This is a genomic window from Roseateles sp. GW835-FHT13E02, assembly GCF_058794035.1.
This window is the reverse complement of the sequence record NZ_JBXAGJ010000001.1, coordinates 381,205-402,318: the sequence shown is the minus strand read 5'-3', so window position 1 is coordinate 402,318 and position 21,114 is coordinate 381,205. Positions and strand designations below refer to the sequence as shown.

The 21,114-nt window shown below is 66.5% G+C and carries 23 protein-coding genes; 5 read left to right on the top strand and 18 right to left on the bottom strand.

Going from position 1 to position 21,114, the window contains the following annotated elements; translation table 11 throughout:
* Positions 1-18 precede the first annotated feature (18 nt).
* Genes flgL through flgB form a run of 11 tightly spaced genes read right to left on the bottom strand, consistent with a single transcriptional unit; the run spans position 19 to position 10,567 of the window.
* A complete protein-coding gene (gene flgL, locus AC1Q6P_RS01730; RefSeq protein ID WP_492664205.1) occupies positions 19-1,239 on the bottom strand; it encodes a flagellar hook-associated protein FlgL in 1,221 nt (406 codons plus the stop codon).
* A 33-nt stretch (positions 1,240-1,272) separates the two neighbouring features.
* On the bottom strand, positions 1,273-3,267 hold the full coding sequence (gene flgK, locus AC1Q6P_RS01725) for a flagellar hook-associated protein FlgK (RefSeq protein ID WP_102769817.1): 1,995 nt from the start codon (positions 3,265-3,267) through the stop codon (positions 1,273-1,275).
* Between the two features lie 25 nt (positions 3,268-3,292).
* Positions 3,293-4,168 (bottom strand): flagellar assembly peptidoglycan hydrolase FlgJ, encoded by an 876-nt coding sequence (gene flgJ / locus AC1Q6P_RS01720; RefSeq protein WP_492664206.1) that lies wholly within the window; start codon positions 4,166-4,168, stop codon positions 3,293-3,295.
* Position 4,169: 1 nt separating this feature from the next.
* Entirely contained in the window at positions 4,170-5,303 is a 1,134-nt protein-coding gene (locus tag AC1Q6P_RS01715; protein ID WP_171827893.1) for a flagellar basal body P-ring protein FlgI, read from the bottom strand.
* Positions 5,304-5,348: 45 nt separating this feature from the next.
* Positions 5,349-6,059, bottom strand: coding sequence for a flagellar basal body L-ring protein FlgH (locus AC1Q6P_RS01710; protein ID WP_492664207.1), 711 nt, complete (start codon positions 6,057-6,059; stop codon positions 5,349-5,351).
* Positions 6,060-6,073: 14 nt separating this feature from the next.
* Positions 6,074-6,856, bottom strand: a complete 783-nt coding sequence (gene flgG / locus AC1Q6P_RS01705) for a flagellar basal-body rod protein FlgG (protein ID WP_102769820.1) — start codon at positions 6,854-6,856, stop codon at positions 6,074-6,076.
* A 28-nt stretch (positions 6,857-6,884) separates the two neighbouring features.
* On the bottom strand, positions 6,885-7,610 hold the full coding sequence (gene flgF / locus AC1Q6P_RS01700; RefSeq protein WP_171827892.1) for a flagellar basal-body rod protein FlgF: 726 nt from the start codon (positions 7,608-7,610) through the stop codon (positions 6,885-6,887).
* A gap of 55 nt (positions 7,611-7,665) precedes the next feature.
* Positions 7,666-8,976 carry a flagellar hook protein FlgE gene (flgE, locus tag AC1Q6P_RS01695; RefSeq protein ID WP_171827891.1) on the bottom strand — a complete coding sequence of 437 codons (1,311 nt, stop codon included), beginning with the start codon at positions 8,974-8,976 and terminating at the stop codon, positions 7,666-7,668.
* Between the two features lie 47 nt (positions 8,977-9,023).
* Complete coding sequence (locus AC1Q6P_RS01690; RefSeq protein WP_492664208.1) at positions 9,024-9,674, bottom strand: flagellar hook assembly protein FlgD; 651 nt, start codon at positions 9,672-9,674, stop codon at positions 9,024-9,026.
* 23 nt (positions 9,675-9,697) lie between these two features.
* Positions 9,698-10,114, bottom strand: coding sequence for a flagellar basal body rod protein FlgC (gene flgC / locus AC1Q6P_RS01685; RefSeq protein ID WP_102769824.1), 417 nt, complete (start codon positions 10,112-10,114; stop codon positions 9,698-9,700).
* 39 nt (positions 10,115-10,153) lie between these two features.
* The gene (flgB, locus tag AC1Q6P_RS01680; RefSeq protein ID WP_102769825.1) at positions 10,154-10,567 is read right to left on the bottom strand and encodes a flagellar basal body rod protein FlgB; all 414 of its coding nucleotides are present in this window, start codon (positions 10,565-10,567) and stop codon (positions 10,154-10,156) included.
* A 202-nt stretch (positions 10,568-10,769) separates the two neighbouring features.
* On the opposite strand from flgB, the gene flgA reads away from it, so the two are divergent.
* From flgA to AC1Q6P_RS01665, 3 genes are all read left to right on the top strand, one after another.
* On the top strand, positions 10,770-11,561 hold the full coding sequence (flgA, locus tag AC1Q6P_RS01675) for a flagellar basal body P-ring formation chaperone FlgA (protein WP_492664209.1): 792 nt from the start codon (positions 10,770-10,772) through the stop codon (positions 11,559-11,561).
* Positions 11,562-11,718: 157 nt separating this feature from the next.
* Positions 11,719-12,060 carry a flagellar biosynthesis anti-sigma factor FlgM gene (gene flgM / locus AC1Q6P_RS01670; RefSeq protein WP_492664210.1) on the top strand — a complete coding sequence of 114 codons (342 nt, stop codon included), beginning with the start codon at positions 11,719-11,721 and terminating at the stop codon, positions 12,058-12,060.
* 104 nt (positions 12,061-12,164) lie between these two features.
* A complete protein-coding gene (locus AC1Q6P_RS01665) occupies positions 12,165-12,569 on the top strand; it encodes a hypothetical protein (RefSeq protein WP_102769826.1) in 405 nt (134 codons plus the stop codon).
* A 58-nt stretch (positions 12,570-12,627) separates the two neighbouring features.
* Here the strand turns inward: AC1Q6P_RS01665 and AC1Q6P_RS01660 are convergent, their stop codons facing one another.
* Genes AC1Q6P_RS01660 through kefF form a run of 3 tightly spaced genes read right to left on the bottom strand, consistent with a single transcriptional unit; the run spans position 12,628 to position 15,623 of the window.
* Entirely contained in the window at positions 12,628-13,059 is a 432-nt protein-coding gene (locus tag AC1Q6P_RS01660) for a DUF1841 family protein (RefSeq protein ID WP_102769827.1), read from the bottom strand.
* A gap of 30 nt (positions 13,060-13,089) precedes the next feature.
* On the bottom strand, positions 13,090-14,961 hold the full coding sequence (gene kefC / locus AC1Q6P_RS01655) for a glutathione-regulated potassium-efflux system protein KefC (RefSeq protein ID WP_492664211.1): 1,872 nt from the start codon (positions 14,959-14,961) through the stop codon (positions 13,090-13,092).
* Complete coding sequence (gene kefF / locus AC1Q6P_RS01650) at positions 14,958-15,623, bottom strand: glutathione-regulated potassium-efflux system oxidoreductase KefF (protein WP_492664212.1); 666 nt, start codon at positions 15,621-15,623, stop codon at positions 14,958-14,960. The genes kefC and kefF overlap by 4 nt, the downstream gene beginning before the upstream one ends.
* A gap of 95 nt (positions 15,624-15,718) precedes the next feature.
* Between kefF and AC1Q6P_RS01645 the strand changes: the two genes are divergently transcribed.
* Together AC1Q6P_RS01645 and AC1Q6P_RS01640 are read left to right on the top strand one after the other, a co-directional pair.
* On the top strand, positions 15,719-16,360 hold the full coding sequence (locus AC1Q6P_RS01645) for a nucleotide-binding protein (protein WP_102769830.1): 642 nt from the start codon (positions 15,719-15,721) through the stop codon (positions 16,358-16,360).
* Between the two features lie 183 nt (positions 16,361-16,543).
* The gene (locus AC1Q6P_RS01640) at positions 16,544-17,299 is read left to right on the top strand and encodes a response regulator (RefSeq protein WP_102770391.1); all 756 of its coding nucleotides are present in this window, start codon (positions 16,544-16,546) and stop codon (positions 17,297-17,299) included.
* Positions 17,300-17,345: 46 nt separating this feature from the next.
* Here the strand turns inward: AC1Q6P_RS01640 and AC1Q6P_RS01635 are convergent, their stop codons facing one another.
* The 4 genes from AC1Q6P_RS01635 to AC1Q6P_RS01620 all read right to left on the bottom strand — a co-directional run bounded on the left by AC1Q6P_RS01635 (position 17,346) and on the right by AC1Q6P_RS01620 (position 21,106).
* The gene (locus tag AC1Q6P_RS01635; RefSeq protein ID WP_102769831.1) at positions 17,346-18,221 is read right to left on the bottom strand and encodes a segregation and condensation protein A; all 876 of its coding nucleotides are present in this window, start codon (positions 18,219-18,221) and stop codon (positions 17,346-17,348) included.
* 39 nt (positions 18,222-18,260) lie between these two features.
* Complete coding sequence (locus tag AC1Q6P_RS01630; protein ID WP_102770392.1) at positions 18,261-18,464, bottom strand: DUF3460 family protein; 204 nt, start codon at positions 18,462-18,464, stop codon at positions 18,261-18,263.
* Positions 18,465-18,528: 64 nt separating this feature from the next.
* The gene (locus AC1Q6P_RS01625; protein ID WP_492664213.1) at positions 18,529-20,202 is read right to left on the bottom strand and encodes a SulP family inorganic anion transporter; all 1,674 of its coding nucleotides are present in this window, start codon (positions 20,200-20,202) and stop codon (positions 18,529-18,531) included.
* A 55-nt stretch (positions 20,203-20,257) separates the two neighbouring features.
* Positions 20,258-21,106: a substrate-binding periplasmic protein gene (locus tag AC1Q6P_RS01620; RefSeq protein ID WP_492664214.1), complete on the bottom strand. Its 849-nt coding sequence runs from the start codon at positions 21,104-21,106 to the stop codon at positions 20,258-20,260.
* Between the last annotated feature and the right edge of the window lie 8 nt (positions 21,107-21,114).

The window sequence follows — 21,114 nt, the reverse complement described above, 5'->3', positions numbered from 1 at the left end:
GATCCGATACGGGGGTGTTCAAACATTGAGGTACTGGAACAGCGACATGCGCTGCACCATGGCGTAGGTTTTCAGGGCGGTGTCGTAGCCGGTTTGCTGGTTCTGGAAGTCGGAGATGCCTTGCACCATGTCCAGGTCTTCGGCGGCCGAGCGCTCGGCCTGGTTGTACTGCTTGAGCGCGGCCATGCGGGATTCGGTGCCGTCCAGATTATTCAGCCTCTCGCCCAGTTGACTGCGAACATTTTGTAAGTTCGTCATCACCGCATCCAGGTCGCGCACCCGGCCCGAGTTGGATTGCGAGATTTCCACACCGGTGCGCAGCGGCGTGCGCAGCTCGGCCACGGTGCGGTCCAGCACGTCGAAGAGCTTGAGCGAGTTGGTCGAAGGCTTGACCTCGAAGCGGTCGCCATCCACCGGCTGGCCGGAGATGGTGACGGCCATGCCGTCGAAGGTGATGGCCTTGCCGGGCGTGAAGGGGGCGCTGAAGGCCGGTGTGCCGAGGTCGGTGTCGGTCACGGTGATGGTCTGGGCCGGGCTGGCGCCGCTGATCTCGATCAGATAGTTGTGGCCGGTGAGCTGCGAGGGATCGGCGGTGCGGCCGGCGTCGATCCAGCCCTTGGGCGCGACGCCGGGCGGCACCGAGATCAGATTGGGCAGGGGGCCGGTCTCAAACGTGCCATTGCCGCTGCGCGCCTGTTCGAACACCAGGCGGCCGTCCACGGTTAGGGGGAAGTTGTCGATATTGCCGGTCTGGATGGAGCCCGAGACGCCGTTGAAGCGCACGCCGCCGGCCTGGTCCAGGAAGGGCGGGTCGCTGGCGCCCTGGCCCGAGAACAGATAGCCACCGGCGCCGTCGCCACGGTTGGCGATGGCCAGCAACTGGTTGCGAAGGCCGGCAATCTTGTTGGCCAGGCCGGCGCGTTCGGCATCGCTGTAGCTGGCGTTGCCGGCGGCGATCATGGTTTCGCGCATCTGCTGCAGCAGCTCGTTGGCGTCGCCCAACGCAGCTTCGCTCAGTGTCATGCCGTTGCGGCTGGCCTCCAGCGCGCGCTGGTTGGCATCGACCCGGCCGATGGTGGACAGGGCGCGCTCAGAGCGTGCCGCGCCGGTCGGGTCATCGCTGGCCTTGGTGATCTTCTTGCCCGTGGTGAGCTGCTGCTGCGAGGCCTGCATGGATTCCTGGCGGCGCTGCAGGGTCGCGATGCTGCTGTCAAAGATGTTGGCGGTGGACAGGCGCATGGTGGTCTTCCTGGTTGGGGCGCGGGCGCGCCATCAGCGGGCCGCCATCTGCAGCAGCTCGTCGAACAGCTTTTGCGCGGCTTGCAGCACCTTGGCCGCGGCCTGGTAGCCCTGCTGGAACTGCATCAGCCGTGCGGCTTCTTCGTCGAGGTTGACGCCTGCTTGGCCGGCCCGGGTCTGCTCGGCATCGGCGGCCACGGCCACCGAGACGCTGGAGAGGTAGGTGGCACCCTGCACGCGCGAGCCGATCTCGCTCATGGTGGCGGAATAGGCTTCGTTGATGGTGGCGCCCACGGCGATGCTGCCGTCAGGGCGCTGGCGCTGGCCGACGAACTTTTCCCCCTGGATGTTCAGGAAGGCCTTGGCATTGCCGTTGTTGGTGGCGGGGAACTGGGTGCGCTCCAGCGAGATGGTGTCGTCCTTGCGTGGCACGCCGTTCAGGCTCATCTCGAAGCCCAGATCGATCGGCGGCACGGCATTGGGCTCGTTGCCGATGTTCTGGCCTGCGGCCCAGGTGCCGTTGAGCACCGAGCCATCGGCGAGGGTCAGGGTGTACTGCAGCTTGGCCGGGTTGGCGGGATCGGGGTCGCCAAAAGCCAGGCTGATGGGCAGCTTGGTGGCATCGAAACGGTCGTTGACGGCGTAGATGGAATTGACCGTGGCTGAGCCCTTGTTGTCCACATTGGTGGTGGCAGTCAGGGGTGAAGCGGCGGCGATGCCGGTGGGCTGCTCCAGCACGCGACGCATTTCCACGGCGGCCTGGGCCACGGGTTCCAGGCGGTAGGAGTCACCCGGGGCGGGCGGCGTGGCGCCGAAGCTGATCTTGAAGCCATCGACGGTGTCGCCATCGGCCACGTTCTGCGTGTAGCCATCGCTGAGCCGGGTCAGCTTATAGGTGCCGGAGCCGCTGAGATCGCTCTCCAGGCGGTAGGCGCTGGCCTGCAGCTGGCTGGCGTTGGTGATGGTCATGCTCACGTTCGAGGCAAAGCTGCCATCAGGGGCGCGAGCATTGGTGGTGGCCGGCAGGGCGCGCGGCTGGCCAAAGCCGAAGATGGGCACGCCCTTGCCCGGCGGGTCGGAGAGGTCCAGGCCCAGGGCTTGCTGCCCGTTGACGCGCGAGGCCAGGGCCGCGGCCATCTGGCCCAACAGATTGCGAGCGTCCTGCAGATCCTTGTTCTGGTACTGCAGCAGGGCGGACAGGGAGCCGCCGGTCAGCACGCTTTCGTCCAGCGAGCGCGGGCCGCCGGAATCGCTGATGCTGAGCGCGGCGCGCGAGCTGTCGTAGGGGTCCTGGGTGACGCTGAGTTCCTGCGCCTGCGCGCCCAGCACCAGTCGCTGGCCGCCGCCGATGAACACGCCCAGGGTGCCGTCGCTGGCGGGTAGGGTCGAGACCTGGATGTACTTGCTCAGCTCGGAGACCAGCTTGTCGCGCTGGTCCAGCAGGTCATTCGGGGTGTGGCCATTGCCGTTGGCGCGCGAGATCTGGTCGTTGGCAAAGGCGATCTGTTTGCTCAGCTCATTGACCACATCGACATTGGCCTTGAGGTCGCTGACCACGCCCGACTGCAGCTCCACCAGCTGCTGGCCGGCGCTGGAAAAGCGCGCCGCCACCTCGGTGGCGCGGCCCATCACCACCTGGCGGGCGGAGGGGTCGGAGGGGCGGCTGCTCACGTCCACCATGGCGTTCAGGAACTGGCCGGCGGCGGCACCCAGGCCGGTCTCGCCGGGCGGGAAGATCTTCTCCAACTGGGACAGCTGACTCATGCGAGTCGAGTCCATGTGGGCGATGGCCTTGGTGGTGTAGGCCTGACGGGTCAGGAATTCGTTGTGCGCGCGCTCCACCGTTTCGATGGTCACGCCCTTGCCAAAGTAGCCGGCGCCGGTGAACTGGCCTTCCGGCGTGGTCAGCACCACCGATTGGCGCGAATAGCCGGGCGTGTTGGCATTGGCAATGTTCTGCCCGACCGCCTGCAAGGCGGCCTGGTTGGCGAACATGGCTCGAACGCCGATGGACAGCAATCCGCTCATGGCTGGCGCTCCTCAGGCCCGAAGCTCAGGCCAGGGCGCGCTGCACGCGCACCGTGGTGTTGATCACCCGGGCCAGCTTGCTGGCGTACTCGGGGTCGGTGGCATAGCCGGCGTTCTGCAAGCCCTGGGCAAAGCCCTTGGCCCCGCCCGTCTGGGCCTGGGCCACGACCTTGCTGTAGCGCTCGTTGTTGCTGATCAGCTTGGCGTAGTCCTTGAACGCTTCTTCGTAGCTGCCGTAGGCGCGGAACTTGGCGGTCACGCGCTGGGCCTTGCCATCCACATACTCGGTGGTCTGTACCTCGGCGACGGCGCCCTTCCAGCCCGGCGTGGCCTTGATGCCGAAGACGTTGAAGGAGGGCTGGCCGTCCTTGGTGTTGATCTCGCGCTTGCCCCAGCCGGACTCATGCGCCGCCTGGGCGATCATGAAGCTGGCCGGGATGCCGGTGCTGGCCTCGGCGGCCTTGGCCGCGTCGTCGTGCTTCTGGATGAAGCTGGCCACATGCGGCGCCACATTCTTCTTGGCCAGGGTGGGCAGGGGCTGCACGGTCTTGAGCGACTCCGTCTTGCCGTCAGTCACTCCCATCTGGCGCTGCAGCTGACGTGCAATCGCATCGGACAGACCGCCCGGCAGGCCGGTCATCTTGCCGGCGAACTGGGTGTCCAGCATTTCGCTGCCCATCTGTGTGGCGGAGTTCTCCAGCATGCCGGTGGCCATGGTGTTGGAGCGCATGCTCTTCATCACCTCCTGCATGAACAGGGATTCGAACTGTCGCGCGGTCTCGCGAATGCTGCTCTTGGGGTCGCGCGAGGCGGCGGCACGCAGGGTTTCGATCGAGCGGTGGTCGTTGCCCAGGCTGGTGCCACCACCGAGGGCCATGCCATTGTTGGGAGAGAGGGCCATATCAGATCACCTCCAGCTCGGCGTTCAGGGCGCCGGCGGTTTTCATCGCTTGCAGGATGGCCAGCAGGTCTTGCGGCGTGGCGCCCAGCGAGTTCAGCGCCTTGACGACATCGGCCAGCTTGGCACCCGCGGGCAGCTGGATCAGCGAGCCGGGGTCCTGCTTGATCGAGATGTCGGTCTTCTCGGTCACCTGGGTCTGGCCGCCCGACAGGGCATTGGGCTGGCTGACTTGCGGTGTGGAACTGATGGTGACCGACAGATTGCCGTGGGCCACCGCGCAGGCGGCCAGGGTGACGGCCTGGTTCATGACCACCGAGCCGGTGCGGGCGTTGATGACGATGCGGGCGGCCGGCTCGGCCAGATCCAGGGCCAGGTTTTCCATATCGGCCAGGAAGTTGACGCGCTCGTCCGGGTCGTTGGGCGCGCGCACGCGCACGACGCGGCCATCCAGGGCCTGGGCCACGCCATTGCCCTTGGCCTTGTTGATGGCGCGGGCCACGGCGCGAGCGGTGGCGAAATCGGCGGAGTTGAGGTCGAGCTGGATGTAGTCGCCGTTTTGCAGCGGCGTCGGCACCGAGCGCTCGACCAGGGCGCCGCCGGGGATGCGGCCGGCCGAGAGGTGGTTGATCTGCACCTTGGAGCCACCGGCCGAGGCGCCGGCGCCGCCGACGATCAGATTGCCTTGCGCCAGGGCATAGACCTGGCCGTCGGCACCGCGCAGCGGGGTGGTGATCAGGGTGCCGCCGCGCAGGCTCTTGGCATTGCCGACCGAGGACACGGCGATGTCGAGCTGCTGGCCGGGCTGGGCAAATGCGGGCAGCTGGGCCGTGACCATGACGGCGGCGATATTGCGCGGCTGCATGGTCACGCCTTGCGGCAGGATGACACCGAATTGCTGCAGCATGGCGGCCAGGCTCTGGCCGGTGTAAGGGGCTTGGGTGGTCTGGTCACCCGTGCCGTCCAGGCCCACCACCAGGCCATAGCCGGTCAGCGAGTTGCTGCGCACGCCCTGGATGGCGGCCACTTCCTTGATCCGGGCTGCGGAGGCCTCGGCGGGCCACCACAGGGCGGCACTGGCCAGCAGGGCGGCGAGGCCGATCAGGGCGCGGAGGAGTTTGTCGGTGGCTGTTTGCATGATGGTCGTGGAGGGGGAATCCTCTACGACCGATTCTGGGCAAACTTAAGTCGGCCAAAGGTTCAAAAAGAAGCGCGACAACCAGCCTATTCCGTGGGCGTCGGCGGTGGCGCCGCGGCCCTTCTGTTCGATCCGAACATTGGCCACCGACGCCGAGGGCACGACATTGCCCTGGGTGATGGCGCGCGGGTCCACCTGGCCCGAGAAGCGCAGAACATCGACGTTATGGTTGACGCCGATCTGCTTCTCGCCGCTGATCATCAGATGGCCATTGGGCAGCACGGCGGTGACCACGGCGGTGATGCTGCCGGAGAAGTCGTTGGTGTTTTCGTTCGTGCCCTTGCCGGTGGACTTGGTGGCCGAGCTGCCGCCGGCCGAGGCCCGGCCGAAGGAGTTGGCGCTGACAAAGGGCAGGGCGGTGACGCCGGCGGTCAGCGAGCCGGTCTTGTTGAGCTCGCTGGTGCTGCTCTGGCTGGCGGTGACCTTCTCGACGATCTGGATGGTCAAGGTGTCGCCCACCATGCGGGCGCGGTGGTCCTCGAACAGCGGCCGGTAGGCCGCGGCCTGGTAGATGGCGCCATTGCTAGGGCCTTGGGCGGGCAGGGCGGGCATGTTCACCACCGGCGTGTGCTGCAGCTCGACCTGGGGTTCGCGGTACAGCGTGCTGCAGCCGCCGAGCAGCAAGGCACTGGACACGGCGAGCAGCAAGCGCGGCAGGCGGGCGTGAAGCATGTGATGGCGGGGCAGGGTGTTCATGTGCGGAGGCTCCATCAGATCTGTGCGAGCTTTTGCAGCATCTGGTCCGAGGTTTGCACGGCCTTGGAATTGAGCTCGTAGGCGCGCTGGGTCTGGATCATGGACACCAGCTCCTCCACCACATTGACGTTGGAGGTTTCCACATAGCCTTGTTGCAGCGAGCCCAGACCGTTGGCATTGGGCGCGCCGGCATTGGGCGTGCCCGAGGAGGCGGTCTCCGAGAACAGGTTCTGGCCCTTGGGGTCCAGGCCGGCCGGATTGACGAAATTGGCGAGCTGGATCTGGCCCAGGGTTTGCGGCGCCGGTGTACCCGGGACGGTGATGCTGACCGTGCCGTCATTGCCAACCGACACGCTCAGTGCATTGGCCGGCACGGTGATGCCGGGCAGCACGGTATAGCCGTTGTTGGTGACGATCTGGCCGTTGGCGTCGAGCTGGAAAGAACCGTCGCGCGTGTAGGCCGTGGTGCCGTCCGGCATCTGCACCTGGAAGAAGCCATTGCCCTTGATGGCCAGGTCCAGGTTGTTGGTGGTTTGCTGCAGATTGCCCTGGCTGTAGATGCGGGCGCTGGCCACCGGGCGCACGCCCAGGCCGACCTGCAAACCCGTGGGCAGTTGGGTCTGCTCGGTGGTGTTGGCGCCGCTTTGCCGCAGGTTTTGATAGATCAAGTCTTCGAACACCGCGTGTGAGCGCTTGAAACCATTGGTGGCGACGTTGGCCAGGTTGTTGGAGATGGTGTCCAGCTGGGTCTGCTGGGCCTCCATGCCGGTCTTGGCAATCCAGAGTGAGCGGATCATGGTCGGTGTCCTTCAGGGAATCGGGAGGTCAGGTGGTGCCCAGCAGCTTGGCCGATTGCTGGCCCTGGGTCTGGGCAATCTGCATCAGCTTCATCTGTTGCTCGAACTGGCGGCCGGCGGCAATCATGCTGACCATGGTTTCGACGGCGCTGACGTTGGAGCCTTCCAGCGCGCCGTCTTGCAGGCGTGCCGTCGGGTCGGCGGGCAGGTCGCCGTCGGGCGCACGGAACAGACCATCGGCGCCGCGCGTCAGGCGCGCTTCGGGCGTGACCAGCTTGAGCTTGCCGATGGTGGTGCTGGTGCCGTTGGCCGCTTTGGCGCTGACGGTGCCGTCGCCGCCGATGGACAGCTCGGTATTGGGCGGCGCATTGATCGGGCCGCCATCGCCTTGCACCGGCAGGCCGTTGCGCATGACCAGCAGGCCTTCGGCATTGACATCGAGCGCGCCCGCGCGGGTGTAGGCCTCGGTGCCGTCCAGGCCTTGCACGGCCAGCCAGGCATTGCCCTTCATGGCCACATCAAGGCTGCGGCTGGTGGCTTGCATGACGCCGGGGTCGGAGTTGTAGCCGGTGGTGGTTTCCAGGGCGTAGGCGCGGGTGCTGGCGCCATCGCCACGCACCGGCACCGAGCGAAAGGCCTGCAGCTCGGCCCGGAAGCCATTGGTCGAGACGTTGGCCAGGTTGTTGGCCAGCACGTCTTGACGCTGCATGGCCGCCTTGGCGCCGGCCATCGAGAGGTAGATCATGCGGTCCATGGCGTGTCCTTGGGCAGGGTCATGCGGGGTTCAGGCCTTCAGTGCGCGCTCAGCATCAACGCAGGTTGACGATGGTCTGCAGCACCTGATCCTGGGTCTTGATGGTCTGGGCACTGGCCTGGTAGGCGCGCTGGGCGGTGACCATATTGACCAGCTCGGCGGTCAGGTCGACGTTGGACTCTTCCAGCGCGCCCGATTGCAGCTTGCCCAGGTTGCCGTCACCCGGCACGCCCACCACCGCCTCGCCCGAGGAGAAGGTGCGCGACCAGACATTTCCGCCCATGGGCTGCAGGCCTTGCGGGCTGCGGAAGGAGGCCAGTTCGACTTGGCCGGCCGGCTTGGACTGTCCGTTCGAGTAACGCGCCATGACGATGCCGCTGTTTTCGATCAGGATGCCCGAGAGCTGACCGGGGGCGTAGCCGTCCTGCGTCAGGTTGGTCACGGCGAAGCTGGAGCCGTTTTCGGTGGCGCCCAACACGTCGAACTGGATGCCTGGAATGTCCAAGGTGGCAGCACCCGCGGCGTTGCGACCGGCGGGCACATCCATATTGAGCTTGGCCGTGGGGTCGATGGGTTTGCCGCCGGTCTTGGGGAAGGTCACGGTGGCATAGGGCGTCAGCGGGTTGCCGCTGGCGTCGGTGCCGATGGCGCCACCGGCCGAATCGGTGGTGAAGGGCGAGCCATTGGCGGTGGCAAAGATGTTCCAGGTCGTGCTGCCGTCGGCGGCAGGCTCGTTCTTCTGGAAGTAGAGTGTGATGGCCACGTCCTGGCCCTTGGCGTCATAGGCCGTCAGCGAGGTGGCGTTGTTGTAGGTGGCCGGGTTCTTGAGGTCGATGCCGGGAATGGCGGCGTTGGCCGTGACCTTGGAGCGCGAGTCGAGGTTGAACTCGGTGGTGATGGCGCTGGTGGTCTTGGGCGCGATGCCCGAGGTGGGCAGCTGCAGGGGTTGGGCCAGGCCGGGCTGGATCACCCCGGCGCCGTCGGCCGGGTAGCCCATGAGCTTGAGCTGGTCGTTGTTGACGATGAAGCCGTTGCGGTCGACCTTGAACTGGCCGTTGCGGCTGTACATGGTCGGGTTCTTGCCATCGCTGAGCTGGAAGAAGCCGCCGCCGTTGATGGCCAGGTCCATGGGGCTTTCGGTCGTGGTGATATTGCCCTGTGTGAACTGCTGTGCCACGGCGGCCAGGGCCGTTCCGATGCCGACCGGGCTGCTGCCCGCGCCGTTGAGTGCGCCGGCATACACATCTTTGAACTCGGCCCGTGAGGCCTTGGAACCATAGGTGCCGGCATTGGCGATGTTGTTGCCGATGACGTCGAGATTCTTGCTCGCGCCGTTCAATCCGGAGAGGCCTTGTTGGAAGCTCATGATGGGTCCTTAGCGGGAAATCGTGAAAGGGACAGGCGCGGCGAGCGTCAGTCGAAAGTCTTGATGCTGGCGTAGTCAACCAGCCCAGCGTTCTGAAGCTGCAGCTTCAGCGTGGTGCCGCTGGTGTTGACGGCCAGCACCTTGTCCTGGGCGTAAAGCGTGCTGCTCACGGCGGCCGTGCCCTTGGTCGCAGTGATGCGGAATTTGAGTCCGGCGTCGTCGGCGTACTTGTCCGAGGCCCACTTGAAGTTGTGGCGGCCGGTGCCTTGCGCGCCGAGCTGCACCGTGTCGACCACGGCACCGGCGGGGCTCAAGACCTCCAGCTTCACCGCATCGGCGGGGCTGCTCAAGGCGTAGCTGCCTTCGCCCACCCCGTTGGTTTGCTGCAGGCGGTTGCCCTCGACGGTGACTTCGCGGCCCACCAAGGAGACGCTTTGCAGGGCCTGCATCTGGGTGAACTGGTTGGCCAGGGACTTGATGCTGTTGTCCAGGGTGCTGACGCCGCTGACCGTCTGGATCTGCGCCATCTGGCTGGTCACCTGGGCGTTGTCCATGGGGTTCATGGGGTCCTGGTTCTGCATCTGCGCGACCAGCAGCTTGAGAAAACGGTCCTGCGTGTCCACGGCCTTCTTGCTGGCCGACTCTTCCGCGGTGTTGGTGGTGGTGCCGGTCGACTTGACGGCGCTGATGACGTCCATGGCGGGCCTCTTTCAGGTGAAGCTCAGGACTGGCCGAGCTGCAGGGTTTTGAGCAGCAGGCTCTTGGCCGTGCTCATCACCTCGATGTTGTTCTGGTAGGAGCGGGAGGCCGAGATCATGTTGACCATCTCCTCCACCGTGTTGACATTGCTGTAGGTCACATAGCCTTCGGCGTCGGCCTTGGGATGCTTGGGATCGTGAACCCGGCGCCCGGGCGTCTGGTCTTCGCTGATGGTGCTGACGCGCACGCCGGCGGCACCCTGGTCGCCGTTGGCGCCCATCAGGGCGGTCTGAAACACCACCTGGCGGGCCTTGTAGGCCTGACCATCGGGTCCGGCCACGGTGTCGGCATTGGCCAGATTGCTGGCCACCACATTGAGGCGCTGGCTCTGCGCGCTGACGGCGCTGCCCGAGACATTGAAGATTTGAAACATGGACATGGTCTGCTCCTGGCCGGTGGTCTGCTAGTGCCGGGCCGCTCAGGCCGCGTTGGGCGACTTCATGGCGTCCAGCGTGGTGCGCACCGAGCTGTTGATGAAACGCAGCGTGGCTTCGTACTTGACGGAGTTGTCGGCGAAGCTGGCCCGTTCGCGGTCCATGTCGACGGTGTTGTTGTCCAGATTGGTCTGCGCCGGCACGGCATAGAGCTTGCTCGCTTCGCTGCGCCCGCCGCCGATCGGGCCCATATGGCCTCCCTGGGTGGTCAGGAGCTGGCCCGAGCCGCGGCTGGACGAGGTGGCCTCACGCAGAGCGCGGGAGAAGTCAAGATCGCGGGCTTGGTAGCCCGGGGTGTCGGCATTGGCAATATTGCTGGCGAGCATGCGCTGGCGTTCCGAGCGCAGGGCCAGGGCCTCGGTCTGGAAGTTCAGGTTGGCGGTCAGTCGGTTCAGCATGATGCGTGCCCCCTGCTTGGGTTCGGGCTGGAGCGCCGCGCCTTGGGGCTGGGGAGGGTCTCAAGGTCCCTGTCCGTCGGACGGGAATGGGCGATGTGAACGGATTGTGTTGGGCCGCTCTGAAAACATTAGCGGGAATAGCAAGGGCTTTGCTGCGCATTTCGGCCCTCGTGGCCAAGGGGTGGCGGCCTACAGTCCACCCATGCTTTCGACTCGCTCCATCCCTGTCGCTCAGATGCTCCGCCGCCCGGCGCGCCTGGCGGCATGGCTGATCCTGAGCCTGAGTTGGAGCCTGCCTTTGTGGCTGGTAGGGATGCTGAGCGAGGCTCAGGCCCAGACGGCCAAGCCGGTGGTGACCGAAACGCTGAGCACCGAATTGCGCTTGCAGGTCCAGGACTTGGCCCAGGCCGGCGCCAAGGCCGGCATGCCCGCGCAGGCACGGGTGGAGGTGCAGGTCGGTCAACTCGATCCGCGCCTCAAGCTGGCGCCCTGTGCCCAGGTGCAACCGTACTTGCCCACCGGCCTGCAGATGTGGGGCCGCACCCGCATCGGTCTGCGCTGCGTCGATGGCCGCGCCCGTTGGAACGTCACGCTGCCGGTGCAAGTCAAGGTCTATGCCCGTGCCCTGGTGGCCGCCGAACCCCTGGCTTCGGGGGTGAGCTTGACTCAAGCGCAGCTGGCAATGGCCGAAATAGACATAGCGGCTGTGGCCGGCGCGGTATTCACCGATGCGGCCGGCTTGACTGGACGCAGCCTGGTCCGCCCTGTGGCGGCTGGCGAAGCGATCAGCAGCAGCAGCTTGAGGGCGCGGCAGTGGTTTGCGGCGGGTGAGACGGTGCAGGTCCGAGTTTCCGGGCCGGGCTTCGCGGTCGCCGGCGAAGGTCAGGCCATGGCCGCGGGTTTGGAAGGACAGAACGTCAAGATCCGCTTCGAAAACGGGCGGATGGTGACGGGTCGGGTCGTCGGTGAACGACGGGTGGAGGTGTTGTTGTGAACAACGCTGGCACACGTCAACCGGTGTTGAGACTCAGCTCTGAGGCGGAAAAACCCCGCTTCTGGGGCGGGAGCGGTTTTGTCGAAAGTACTAAAGTCTTCATGTTGAGCGTCGATACACCGGAAAACCTGGACAGGTTTGGGCATGACCCAGGCCTATGGAGAGCACCATGAAAATCGGTAATAGCCCAGAGATCGCATCGTCGGCCGTCACGGCCGACAAGGCGGGCGCGGCCCAGACAGGGCGAGCGCAAGGCCAGGGCGCGACTGCACAAGTGGCCGGAAAGAAGGCGCCGGAGGCCAGCGCCACCCTGGAGCTGTCGACCAATGCGACCAAGCTCCTGGCGGGTGTGGCGGAAGACGGCAGCTTCGATGCCGAGAAGGTCGGGCGCATCTCGCAGGCCATCTCGGACGGCAAGTTCACGGTCAACGCCAACGTCATCGCCGACAAGCTGATTGCCAACGCTCAAGAAATGCTGAGCCGGATGACGCCTCACTGATCGAGGCGGTTCGGGCCTTTGCCTGCTGTGACAGGGCAAGGGATGATCAAAGTTTCGTTTGTTGAACCCTAACGCGTTCTCAACGCCTTATGGCGGGGACAGCCATGCACGCTTTGCCTCCCTCAGATTCCACTCCCGCAGCGCTCGGCCAGCAGCTCGAGCAGCCGCTGCTGGAGGTGGAAAGCTGCCTCAATTTGCTGGGTGATGCCTTGCTGCGGCGCGACACCCAGGCCATCGAACAACACGCTGCTCGCCTGCATCAGGCGCTGGCGGTGGCGATCACGAGCTTCAGCGAAGCCGCTCGCAGCGGTGCGGTGCCGGCCCATCTGCGTCATCGTCTGGTGCAGGCTGGGGGCCGTGTGGCCGCCCAGCGTGAGTCTTTGGCCCGCGCCACGGCGGCGCTGGACCGTGCGATCGACGTGCTGATGCCCGGCGAAGCCAACGGCCTGTATTCGGCGCTGGGCAAGAACGAGCGCAAGAGCCTGGGCGGCGCTTCGATTCAAGCCTGATCGGCCCGCTCGCTGCTCGGCCGATGGGTGCCGGGCATGAAAGCAGCCCAAGCCACGCTCACTGCGTGGCTTTTTTTCGCACCTTGTCCAGATAGGCGTGGCCGTCGGGCGGCAGACCGCTGCGTTGCGATTCCCAGATCATTTCGCCCAGGCAGTCCATGGCCACGTGGTGGGCCTCGTGCAGGGAGTTGCGCCGGGCGGCCAGCAGATCGACGGCCTGGCGGATGCCATGCGGCTGGTCGATGGACTGCTGCTCGCTGATGGTCAGGTGCATGGACAGATGCAGAAAGGGGTTGGTGCGCCCCTCTTCGACGCTGTAGACCGCCGCCAGGGCGGCCTCTTCATCGGCCAGTTCGGCGTGGTATTCCGGGTGCTGGGCGATCCAGTCGGCGGCGATGGCCTCCATGGGAATCAGGGGCTGGCCGTCGCGCAGCTTGCGGTAGGTGGCGCAGAAGAAGCGGCGCACCTCGAGTTGGGATGGGGCAAACATAGGGCCAGATTGTCGCTGCTGCGCGCCCGTCTAATTTGTGGGCGGCTCGCCGGTGGCCGGCGTGGGCGCGCTCCAGCTTTCGCCATGGCGGGCTTCATGTTCCCGCCGCGCCTGTTCGCGCTCCTGGGCCAGCAGGGCTTCCAATTGCTGGCGTGCCTGGCGCGACGCGGCGATCAGGGCGCCATTGTCGTGCTGCAGCGGCAGCATCTGTTCCAGCTGATCCAGGTTGTGCTGGCGGAATCGCCAAGTCAGCTTGCGGGCGGCATGGGGCTCCAGGCCCAGCAGCTCCATGACGCTGCGGCCGCTGTTCAAGGCTGCGTCAAAGGTTTCGCGCTCGATCAGCTGCACGCCCAGATTGCGCAGGCTGAAGTAGTGCCGCACATTGCGAGCCCGCGCCACCACCTGGGCCTGCGGGAAATGCTCGCGCGCCAGCTCGGCAATGGCCAGGCTCTGCGCCACATCGTCCACCGCGATCACCAGCACCCGCGCTTGCGCCGCGCCGGCGCTGCGCAGCAGGTCCAGCCGGGTGGCATCACCGAAAAACACCCGCCAGCCAAAGCGCCGCATGGCCTCGATGGCCTCGGCATCGTGGTCGAGCACGGTGGCTTCATAACCGTGGGCAAACAAGAGGCGGCCGACGATCTGCCCGTAGCGGCCGAAGCCGGCGATCAGGATGGGTGCGGGCAGCGGGCTTTCTTGCTCCGCCGGCCGTGCGGCTGTCTTGCGCTGCAGGCGCGGCAGCAGCAGGCGGTCGCTGGCCAGCAACAGGGCCGGCGTGCAAGCCAGGGAGAGGGCCACGGCCGCCACCAGCGCTGAGTTTTGCGTGGCGTCGATCAAGCCGGCCTGCTGGGCCAGCTGGAACACCACGAAGCCGAACTCGCCGCCCTGGGCCAGCAGGATGACGAAGACCGGCCGCTCCAGCACCGGGATCTGCATCCAGCGCGACATCAGCCCCAGCAACAGGCCCTTGCACAGCAGCAGCGCGGCCAGCAGGCCCAGCACCAGGGCGGTTTGCTCGCGCAGCACCCGCAAGTCCAGGCCCATGCCCACGGCGATGAAGAACAGGCCCAGCAGCAGGCCTTTGAAGGGCTCCAGATCGGTCTCCAGCTCACGCCGGTATTCGCTTTCCGCCAGCAGCACGCCGGCGAGAAACGCACCCAGGGCCATGGACAGGCCGACGCTGTGCATCAGGGCTGCAGTGCCGATCACCAGCAGCAGGGCCGCGGCAGTGAAGATCTCGGGCGTGCGGCTGCCGGCGATCCAGCGCAAAGCCGGGCGCAGGGCCAGGCGCCCGCCGAGCACAATCAGCAAGACCATGCCCAGGGCCTTGGCGGCCGCCCAGGCTCCGCTGCCCTCGGCCGCCGACACGGTGCTGCCGGCCGCCACAATGGGCACCAGGGCCAGCACCGGAATGGCGGCGATGTCCTGCAGCAAGGCCACGCTCAAGATGCTTTGACCTGCCGTTGTGCGCCCGAGGTTGCGCTCTGCCAGCACGGCCAAGGCCACGGCCGTGGACGACATGGCCAGGCCCAGGCTGAGCACCAGGCCCAGGCCGGCCGGCACGCCGAACAGCCACGCCAGGCCCAGCAGCAGGGCGGCCGACCCGAACAGCTGCAGCGAGCCCCAGCCGAAGATGGGCCGGCGCATGGCCCAGAGTCGTTTCGGCTCCAGCTCCAGGCCGACCAGGAACATCATCAGCACCACGCCGAACTCGGCCACCTCGAGGATCTGCCCCGGGTCGCTGACCAGGCCCAGCACGCTGGGCCCGATCAGCACGCCGGCGATCAGGTAGCCGAGGATGGAGCCCAGGCGCAAAAAGCGCGCCAGCGGCACGGCGACGACGGCCGCGCCCAGGCAGACCAGGGGAAGTTGCAGCCAGTTGCTGCCGGCGGCCGCGCTCATGGCTGGGGCTCCTCATGTGAGGCCGCACGCGCCGGGGTGTCCGGGCGCAACGGGCTGAACAAGGCCGGCCGGGCGTCCAGCGGCACTTCGGGCAGGCTGGGTTCGGCTTCATGCACGCACCACTGGGGGTAGGCCTCCAGCCGGGCCAGAAAGGACTCTGTGTGCTGCTGCAGCGCGGCTTCGTCGGCTTGATGGGCGCCGTGCAGGATCAAGGGCGGCAGGAAGTTCATGCCGCAGATGCGCGCGCTCTGGGTGTAGGGCAGCAGGAAGTGCTCGATCGGGTGTTCGTGATGGCCCTGGGCGCTGTAGGCTTCTGCGCTGCCGCCGGTGGAAGTGACCAGCCAGAAGTCTTTCCCGCGCAAGGCATGGCCTCCGGGGCCGTAAGCCCAGCCGAAGCTCAGTACCTCGTCGACCCAGAGCTTTTGCAGAGCCGGCATGCTGTACCAGTGCAGGGGGTGCAGCATGATGACCAGGCGCGCGGCGGCCAGCGCCCGCTGCTCGGCAGCCACGTCGATGGCGTAGTCCGGGTAGCGGCGGTAGAGGTCGTGCAGGGTCCAGCGCGTGGCTTGGGCTTGCGCGGCGTCCATCAATCGCGCACTGACGCGCGAACGGGCGCGGTCGGGGTGGGCGGCAAGAATCAGGATGTCAGAAGTCTCAGGCATGGCCTGAGGTTAACCCGAGCGCCCAGCGCTTAGGATGTCGGGCTGTGTTGTTGTCGCTTGCAGCGGCTTTTGTGCATGCCCTGAGGAGTGAGCCCATGCCCGTGATCCTGATCGCCAATCCCAAGGGTGGGGTGGGCAAGAGCACCTTGTCCACCAACATCGCCGGCTACCTGGCCTCGCAAGGCCACAGCGTGATGCTGGGCGATGTCGACAAGCAGCAGTCGGCGCGCCGCTGGCTGGCCTTGCGCCCGTCCCACCTTCCGCGCATCCAGGGTTGGGATTTTGAAGGGGACCAGGTCGTCAAGCCGCCCAAGGGCGTCAGTCATGTGGTGCTGGATTCTCCGGCCGGGCTGGACGGCAAGCGCTTGAAGACCCTGCTCAAGCTGGCCGACAAGCTCTTGATGCCGCTGCAGCCCAGCCTCTTCGATATCCAGGCCAGTTTCGATTTCATTCAAAGGCTGCGCGAACTGCGTGGCGATGAAGACTCGCCCAAACGCCAGCCCGAGCTGGCTTTGGTCGGGATGCGTGCCAAGGAAGGCACGCTGTCGGTGCAGCAGCTGCAGGGCTTTCTGGAGGGGCTGGAGGTGCCGGTGCTGGGCATGCTGCGCGACACCCAGAACTATGTGCAGCTGGCCGCACATGGCTTGAGCCTTTGGGATGTGGCGCCCAGCCGTGTCGAGCGAGACTTGGCGCAGTGGGCACCGCTAACGGCCTGGTTGGACGCAAGGAAAGCGTGATTGCTAAAACGCAAGTTGAGTTCGGCTTGCAGCTTTCGTTTGCGAGTTCTGACGCCAGAAAAGTGCGCAGGCCTAACACGGCAGCGTGGGTATCACCCATCGGGGTGAGTGCGATTCACCACGCCGGGGCTCTATCATGCGGTCCGACATGAAACTCTGCACACGTGGCGCCGAAGGATGGGCATGAAGGTTTTGCTGATCGATGATCACCCGCTGATCCTGGCGGCTTTGAAGACCGTCATCGAAGGCATGGGCGAGCATGTGCAGGTGGTGGGCGCCGACAGTGCGGCCTCCGCCCGTCAGGCCTTGCAGACGCACCAGGATTTCAACCTCGTGCTCCTGGATCTGCAGCTTGGCGATGCCAGTGGCTTTGATGTGCTGGATGAGTTCCGTGCCGCCTACCCGGCGCTGCCGGTGGTCATCATCTCGGCCTCGGACCGGGCCAGCGATGTGATCCGTGCCATCGACCAGGGTGCCATGGGTTTTGTGCCCAAGCGGGCCGAGACCGAGCTGCTCTCCCAGGCACTCAAGCTGGTGATGTCCGGTGGCATTTATGTGCCACCCATGGGCCTGGGCAACGAAGGCGGTGCTGAATTCGAGACTGCTCCGGCCTCCGGGGCGATCAGCGCGCAGCAGAACAAGCTGCAGCAGATTCAGCAGCAGGCCATGAACTCCAACTACCAGGTCACCACCGGCCTGGAAGGCCTGGCGCTGACACCGCGCCAGACCGATGTGCTGGCCCTGCTGCTGCAAGGCAAGCCGAACAAGATCATCGCTCGCGAACTGGGCGTGTCGGTCGAGACCATCAAGGACCATGTCGCCGCCGTGCTCAAGGCCCTCGGCGTGGGTTCGCGCACGCAGGCGGTGCTGGCCGTGGGGCAGATGGTGCAGCGTCAACCCGACGCGCATTTCTCGACCTGGCGCGTGGCGCAGCCCTGAGCACTGGACCGCTTCTGGGCCGAGGCGCCGTGACGGCGCTTGCCGCTCAGCTGGGCGTGTAGGCCAGGCGCACGTAGATCGGCGCAAAGGCCTCGGCCTGGGTGATTTCCAGCAGGCGCTCGCGCGCCAGTTCCAGCATGGCGATGAAGGTCACCACCAGCACCGACTGGCCGCGTGAGACATCGAAGAGTTGCTCGAACTCGACAAAGCGCTGACCCTGCAGGCGCCGCAGCACGATGCTCATGTGCTCGCGCACCGAGAGCTGCTCCCGCGTGATCTTGTGGTGCTGGTTGAGCTTGGCGCGGCGCAGGATGTCCAGCCAGGCCTCGCGCAAATCGTTGGCCTCCACGTCGGGGAAGCGGGGTTGCAGCGATTGCTCGATGTAGACCTGGGCGCGCAGGAAATCGCGGCCCAGCACGGGCAGGGCATCCAGGCGCGCCGCAGCCAGCTTGATCTGTTCGTACTCGAGCAGGCGGCGCACCAGCTCGGCACGCGGGTCTTCCGGTTCGGCGCCGTCCTCGGTCTTTTTGGGCGGCAGCAGCATGCGCGACTTGATCTCGATCAGCATGGCCGCCATCAGCAGGTACTCGCTGGCGAGCTCGAGGTTGTGCTTGCGCAGCTGGTCGACGTAGCTCAGGTACTGGCGCGTGACATCGGCAAGCGGGATGTCGAGGATGTTGAAGTTCTGGCGCCGGATCAGGTAGAGCAGCAGGTCCAGCGGGCCTTGAAAGGCTTCGAGGAAGACCTCCAGCGCATCCGGCGGGATGTAGAGGTCCAGCGGCATCTGGAACAGCGGCTCGCCATACAGGCGGGCCACGGCCACGCTGTCCACGGTCTCGGGCAGCCCCGGCAGCTCTTCGGCCGGGGGCGGCGGCAGCTCAGGGCCTGCGGCCTGCTCGCCGCTGTTGTTGCTGCTGCTCATGGCAACTCAGAACCAGTCCGGCAGGGCGCCGAGCGCCGCTTACTTGGCTTGCGTCTGGTAGACGTAGGGCTGTTGCTCGACGCGTGCGGCGCGGTAGTCGGCCTGGGCGCTGCGGTCCACCGCCTTGTCCCAGAGCAGGGCACGGCCGGCGCGCTGCTCGGCTTCCAGCGTCGGCTTCTTGGCCTTGAGCTCGTCGATGAAGGTGCTGGCGTCGGACTTGTAGGCTTTCCAGAACAGAGGCATGGTGTGGCAGTGCTTCGCAAACAAGGTGGGCGGTCGGCAGAAATCCGGCTGCAAGGCGGCGATTTTACAGGCTGGCCGTGCGGGCGCTGACCCGCCATTGCTCGAAATCGGCATGAATGCCGTCCGGACCCAGGGCTTCGGCCAGGCCGCCGCGCCGGACCAGGCTGGCCGGCTGCTCGTTCAGCCCGCACAGCAGCAAGGCCTGACCCTGGCGTTGCAGGCCGCGCTGCAGCTGCAGCAGGGCGTCCAGGCCCGAGGTGTCCATGGAGATCAGCTGGTGCATGTCCAGCACCAGCAGGCGCTGATCGGGCTGCAGCCGTTCGGCCAGGCCCTCGACCTTGCCGATCGCGCCGAAGAACAGCGAGCCGTAGAGCTTGAGCGCCAGGGTGCCGGGCGGCAGGCCGGTCTGGGGCAGCTCCTGCACCTGGAACAAGGTGCTCATGCGGTAGATGAAGAACAGGCAGGCCAGCACCAGGCCAGCCTCCACCGCCACCATCAGATCGAACACCACGGTCATCACGAAAGTGCCCAGCAGCACGGTGCGGTAAGGCAGGCTGAAGCGACGCAGGCGGGCGAACTCATGCCACTCGCCCATATTCCAGGCCACCACCAGCAGGATGCCGGCCAGGGCCGCCAGCGGGATGTGGGCGGCCAGCGGTGCGGCCACCAGCACGATGATCAGCAGCACCAGCGCATGCACCATGCCGGCCACCGGGCTGCTGGCGCCGGCGCGCACATTGGTGACGGTGCGGGCGATGGTGCCGGTGGCTGGGATGCCGCCGAACCAGGGCGTCACGAGGTTGGCAATGCCCTGGGCCATCAGCTCCTGGTTGGGGTCGTGGCGGGGCTGGTCGCTGAGCTTGTCGGCCACGCGGGCACAGAGCAGGGATTCGATGGCACCGAGCAGCGCCAGGGTCAGGGTGGGGATGAGCAGCTGCTTGGCGCCGGTCCAACTGACCTCGGGCCAGGCGAAGCTGGGCAAGGTCTGAGGAATGCCGCCGAAGCGGCTGCCGATGGTTTCCAGCGGCAGCTGCAAGCCGTAGCACAGCGCGGTGGCACCGACCAAGGCGATCACGGTGCCGGGCAGCTGCGACATCCAGCGCTGCAGCCGTGCGCGGGTGCTGTGGCTCTCGCGGTCCATGGCATAGGTCTTGGGCCAGAGGCTGACCACGGCCACGCAGGCGCCGCCCAGCAAGGGCGCGGCCCAATGGATGTCGCCGATGTGCAGGGCGATCAGCCGCAGCTGGCTGAAGAAGTCGGCCGGCATGTGGGCGATGGGCAGGCCCAGGAAGTCTTTCAGCTGGGACAAGCCGATCAGCACGGCAATGCCGTTGGTGAAGCCGATCACGATGCTCACCGGGATGTAGCGCACCCAGGCCCCCAGCCGCAGGGCGCCGAGCGCGATCAGCAAGCAGCCGGCCAGCATGGTGGCGACCAGCAGATTGCCCAGGCCGTAGCGTTGCACGATGCCGTAGATCACGACGATGAAGGCGCCGGCCGGCCCGCCGATCTGCACGCTGGAGCCGCCCAGGGCCGATATCAGGAAGCCGGCAATGATGGCGGTGAACAGGCCTTGCTCGGGCTTGACGCCCGAGGCGATGGCGAAGGCGATGGCCAGGGGCAGGGCAACGATGCCGACGGTGAAGCCCGCGCCGAGGTCGGCGATGAAGCGCTGGCGGCTGTAGTCCTGAAGCAGGCTCAGCGAGCGGGGGCGGAAGCGGTGGAGGAGCGGCGGCATGATCAAGGTCTTGCACCGATTCTGCGCCTCTTGCGGCTCGCGGTTTTGAGAAAACTCAGCTGCTGGTGGCGCTGTGGTATGGCCGCACGATGCTTTCGATCAGGGCAGCGCTGCCGGCCTGGGCCAGGCGGCGGTCCAGATGGGCCAGGATCTGGCGCGCGCCGGGAAAGTCCTGGCGCAGCCCGAGGTGGAAGGGCACGTTGGCGGCCAGATAGGGCGCCGGAATGGACATCACCTGCGCCTGGATGGCCAGCTTCTTGAGCCGCCACTGCGTGACCAGCGGGCTCAGCGAGACATGGACGTCACCGCGTGCGGCCAAGACCATGCGGAAGACGGCGTCGTGGCTCATGGTCCATTCGACATGCGGGAAATCGGCCAGCACCTGCTCGGCCCATTGATTGCCTTTTTGATCGACCAGATGGAAGGCCTTGAGGTCCTCGCGCGAGCGCAGGCGCTCCAGCTGCGCCCGCTGCGGATGGCGGGCACTGAAGAACAGATGGGGGCGCAGCTCCACCAGGGGCAGCTCGTTGAAGAGCGCGTACTGCCGGCGTTCGTCCGAGGCAAAGGTGCACAGGCCATCGGCCTGGCCCAGCTTGACCATGGCTTGGGCGCGTCGCCAGGGCAGGCCCAAGGCTTCCAGCCGGACGCTGTCCAGATCCTTCAGCAGGGCCTGCAGCAGATCGGGCAGGATGCCTTGCACCCGTTGAGGATGCAGTTGCGGATCGACGAAGGAGTAGGGCGCGTAGTCGTCGTTGTAGCTGATCAGCAGGGGCTGGCGCGCCGCGCCAGCCCGGGCCTCGCGGCCGACGAGGGCCGCTGCAGATGCCGCACCACCCGCCACGGCGCCCAGCAGCAGACCCAGGACGGTCTGGCGGCGGCACGCCACCGGCCGGCTGCGCAGCATGGGCCGGG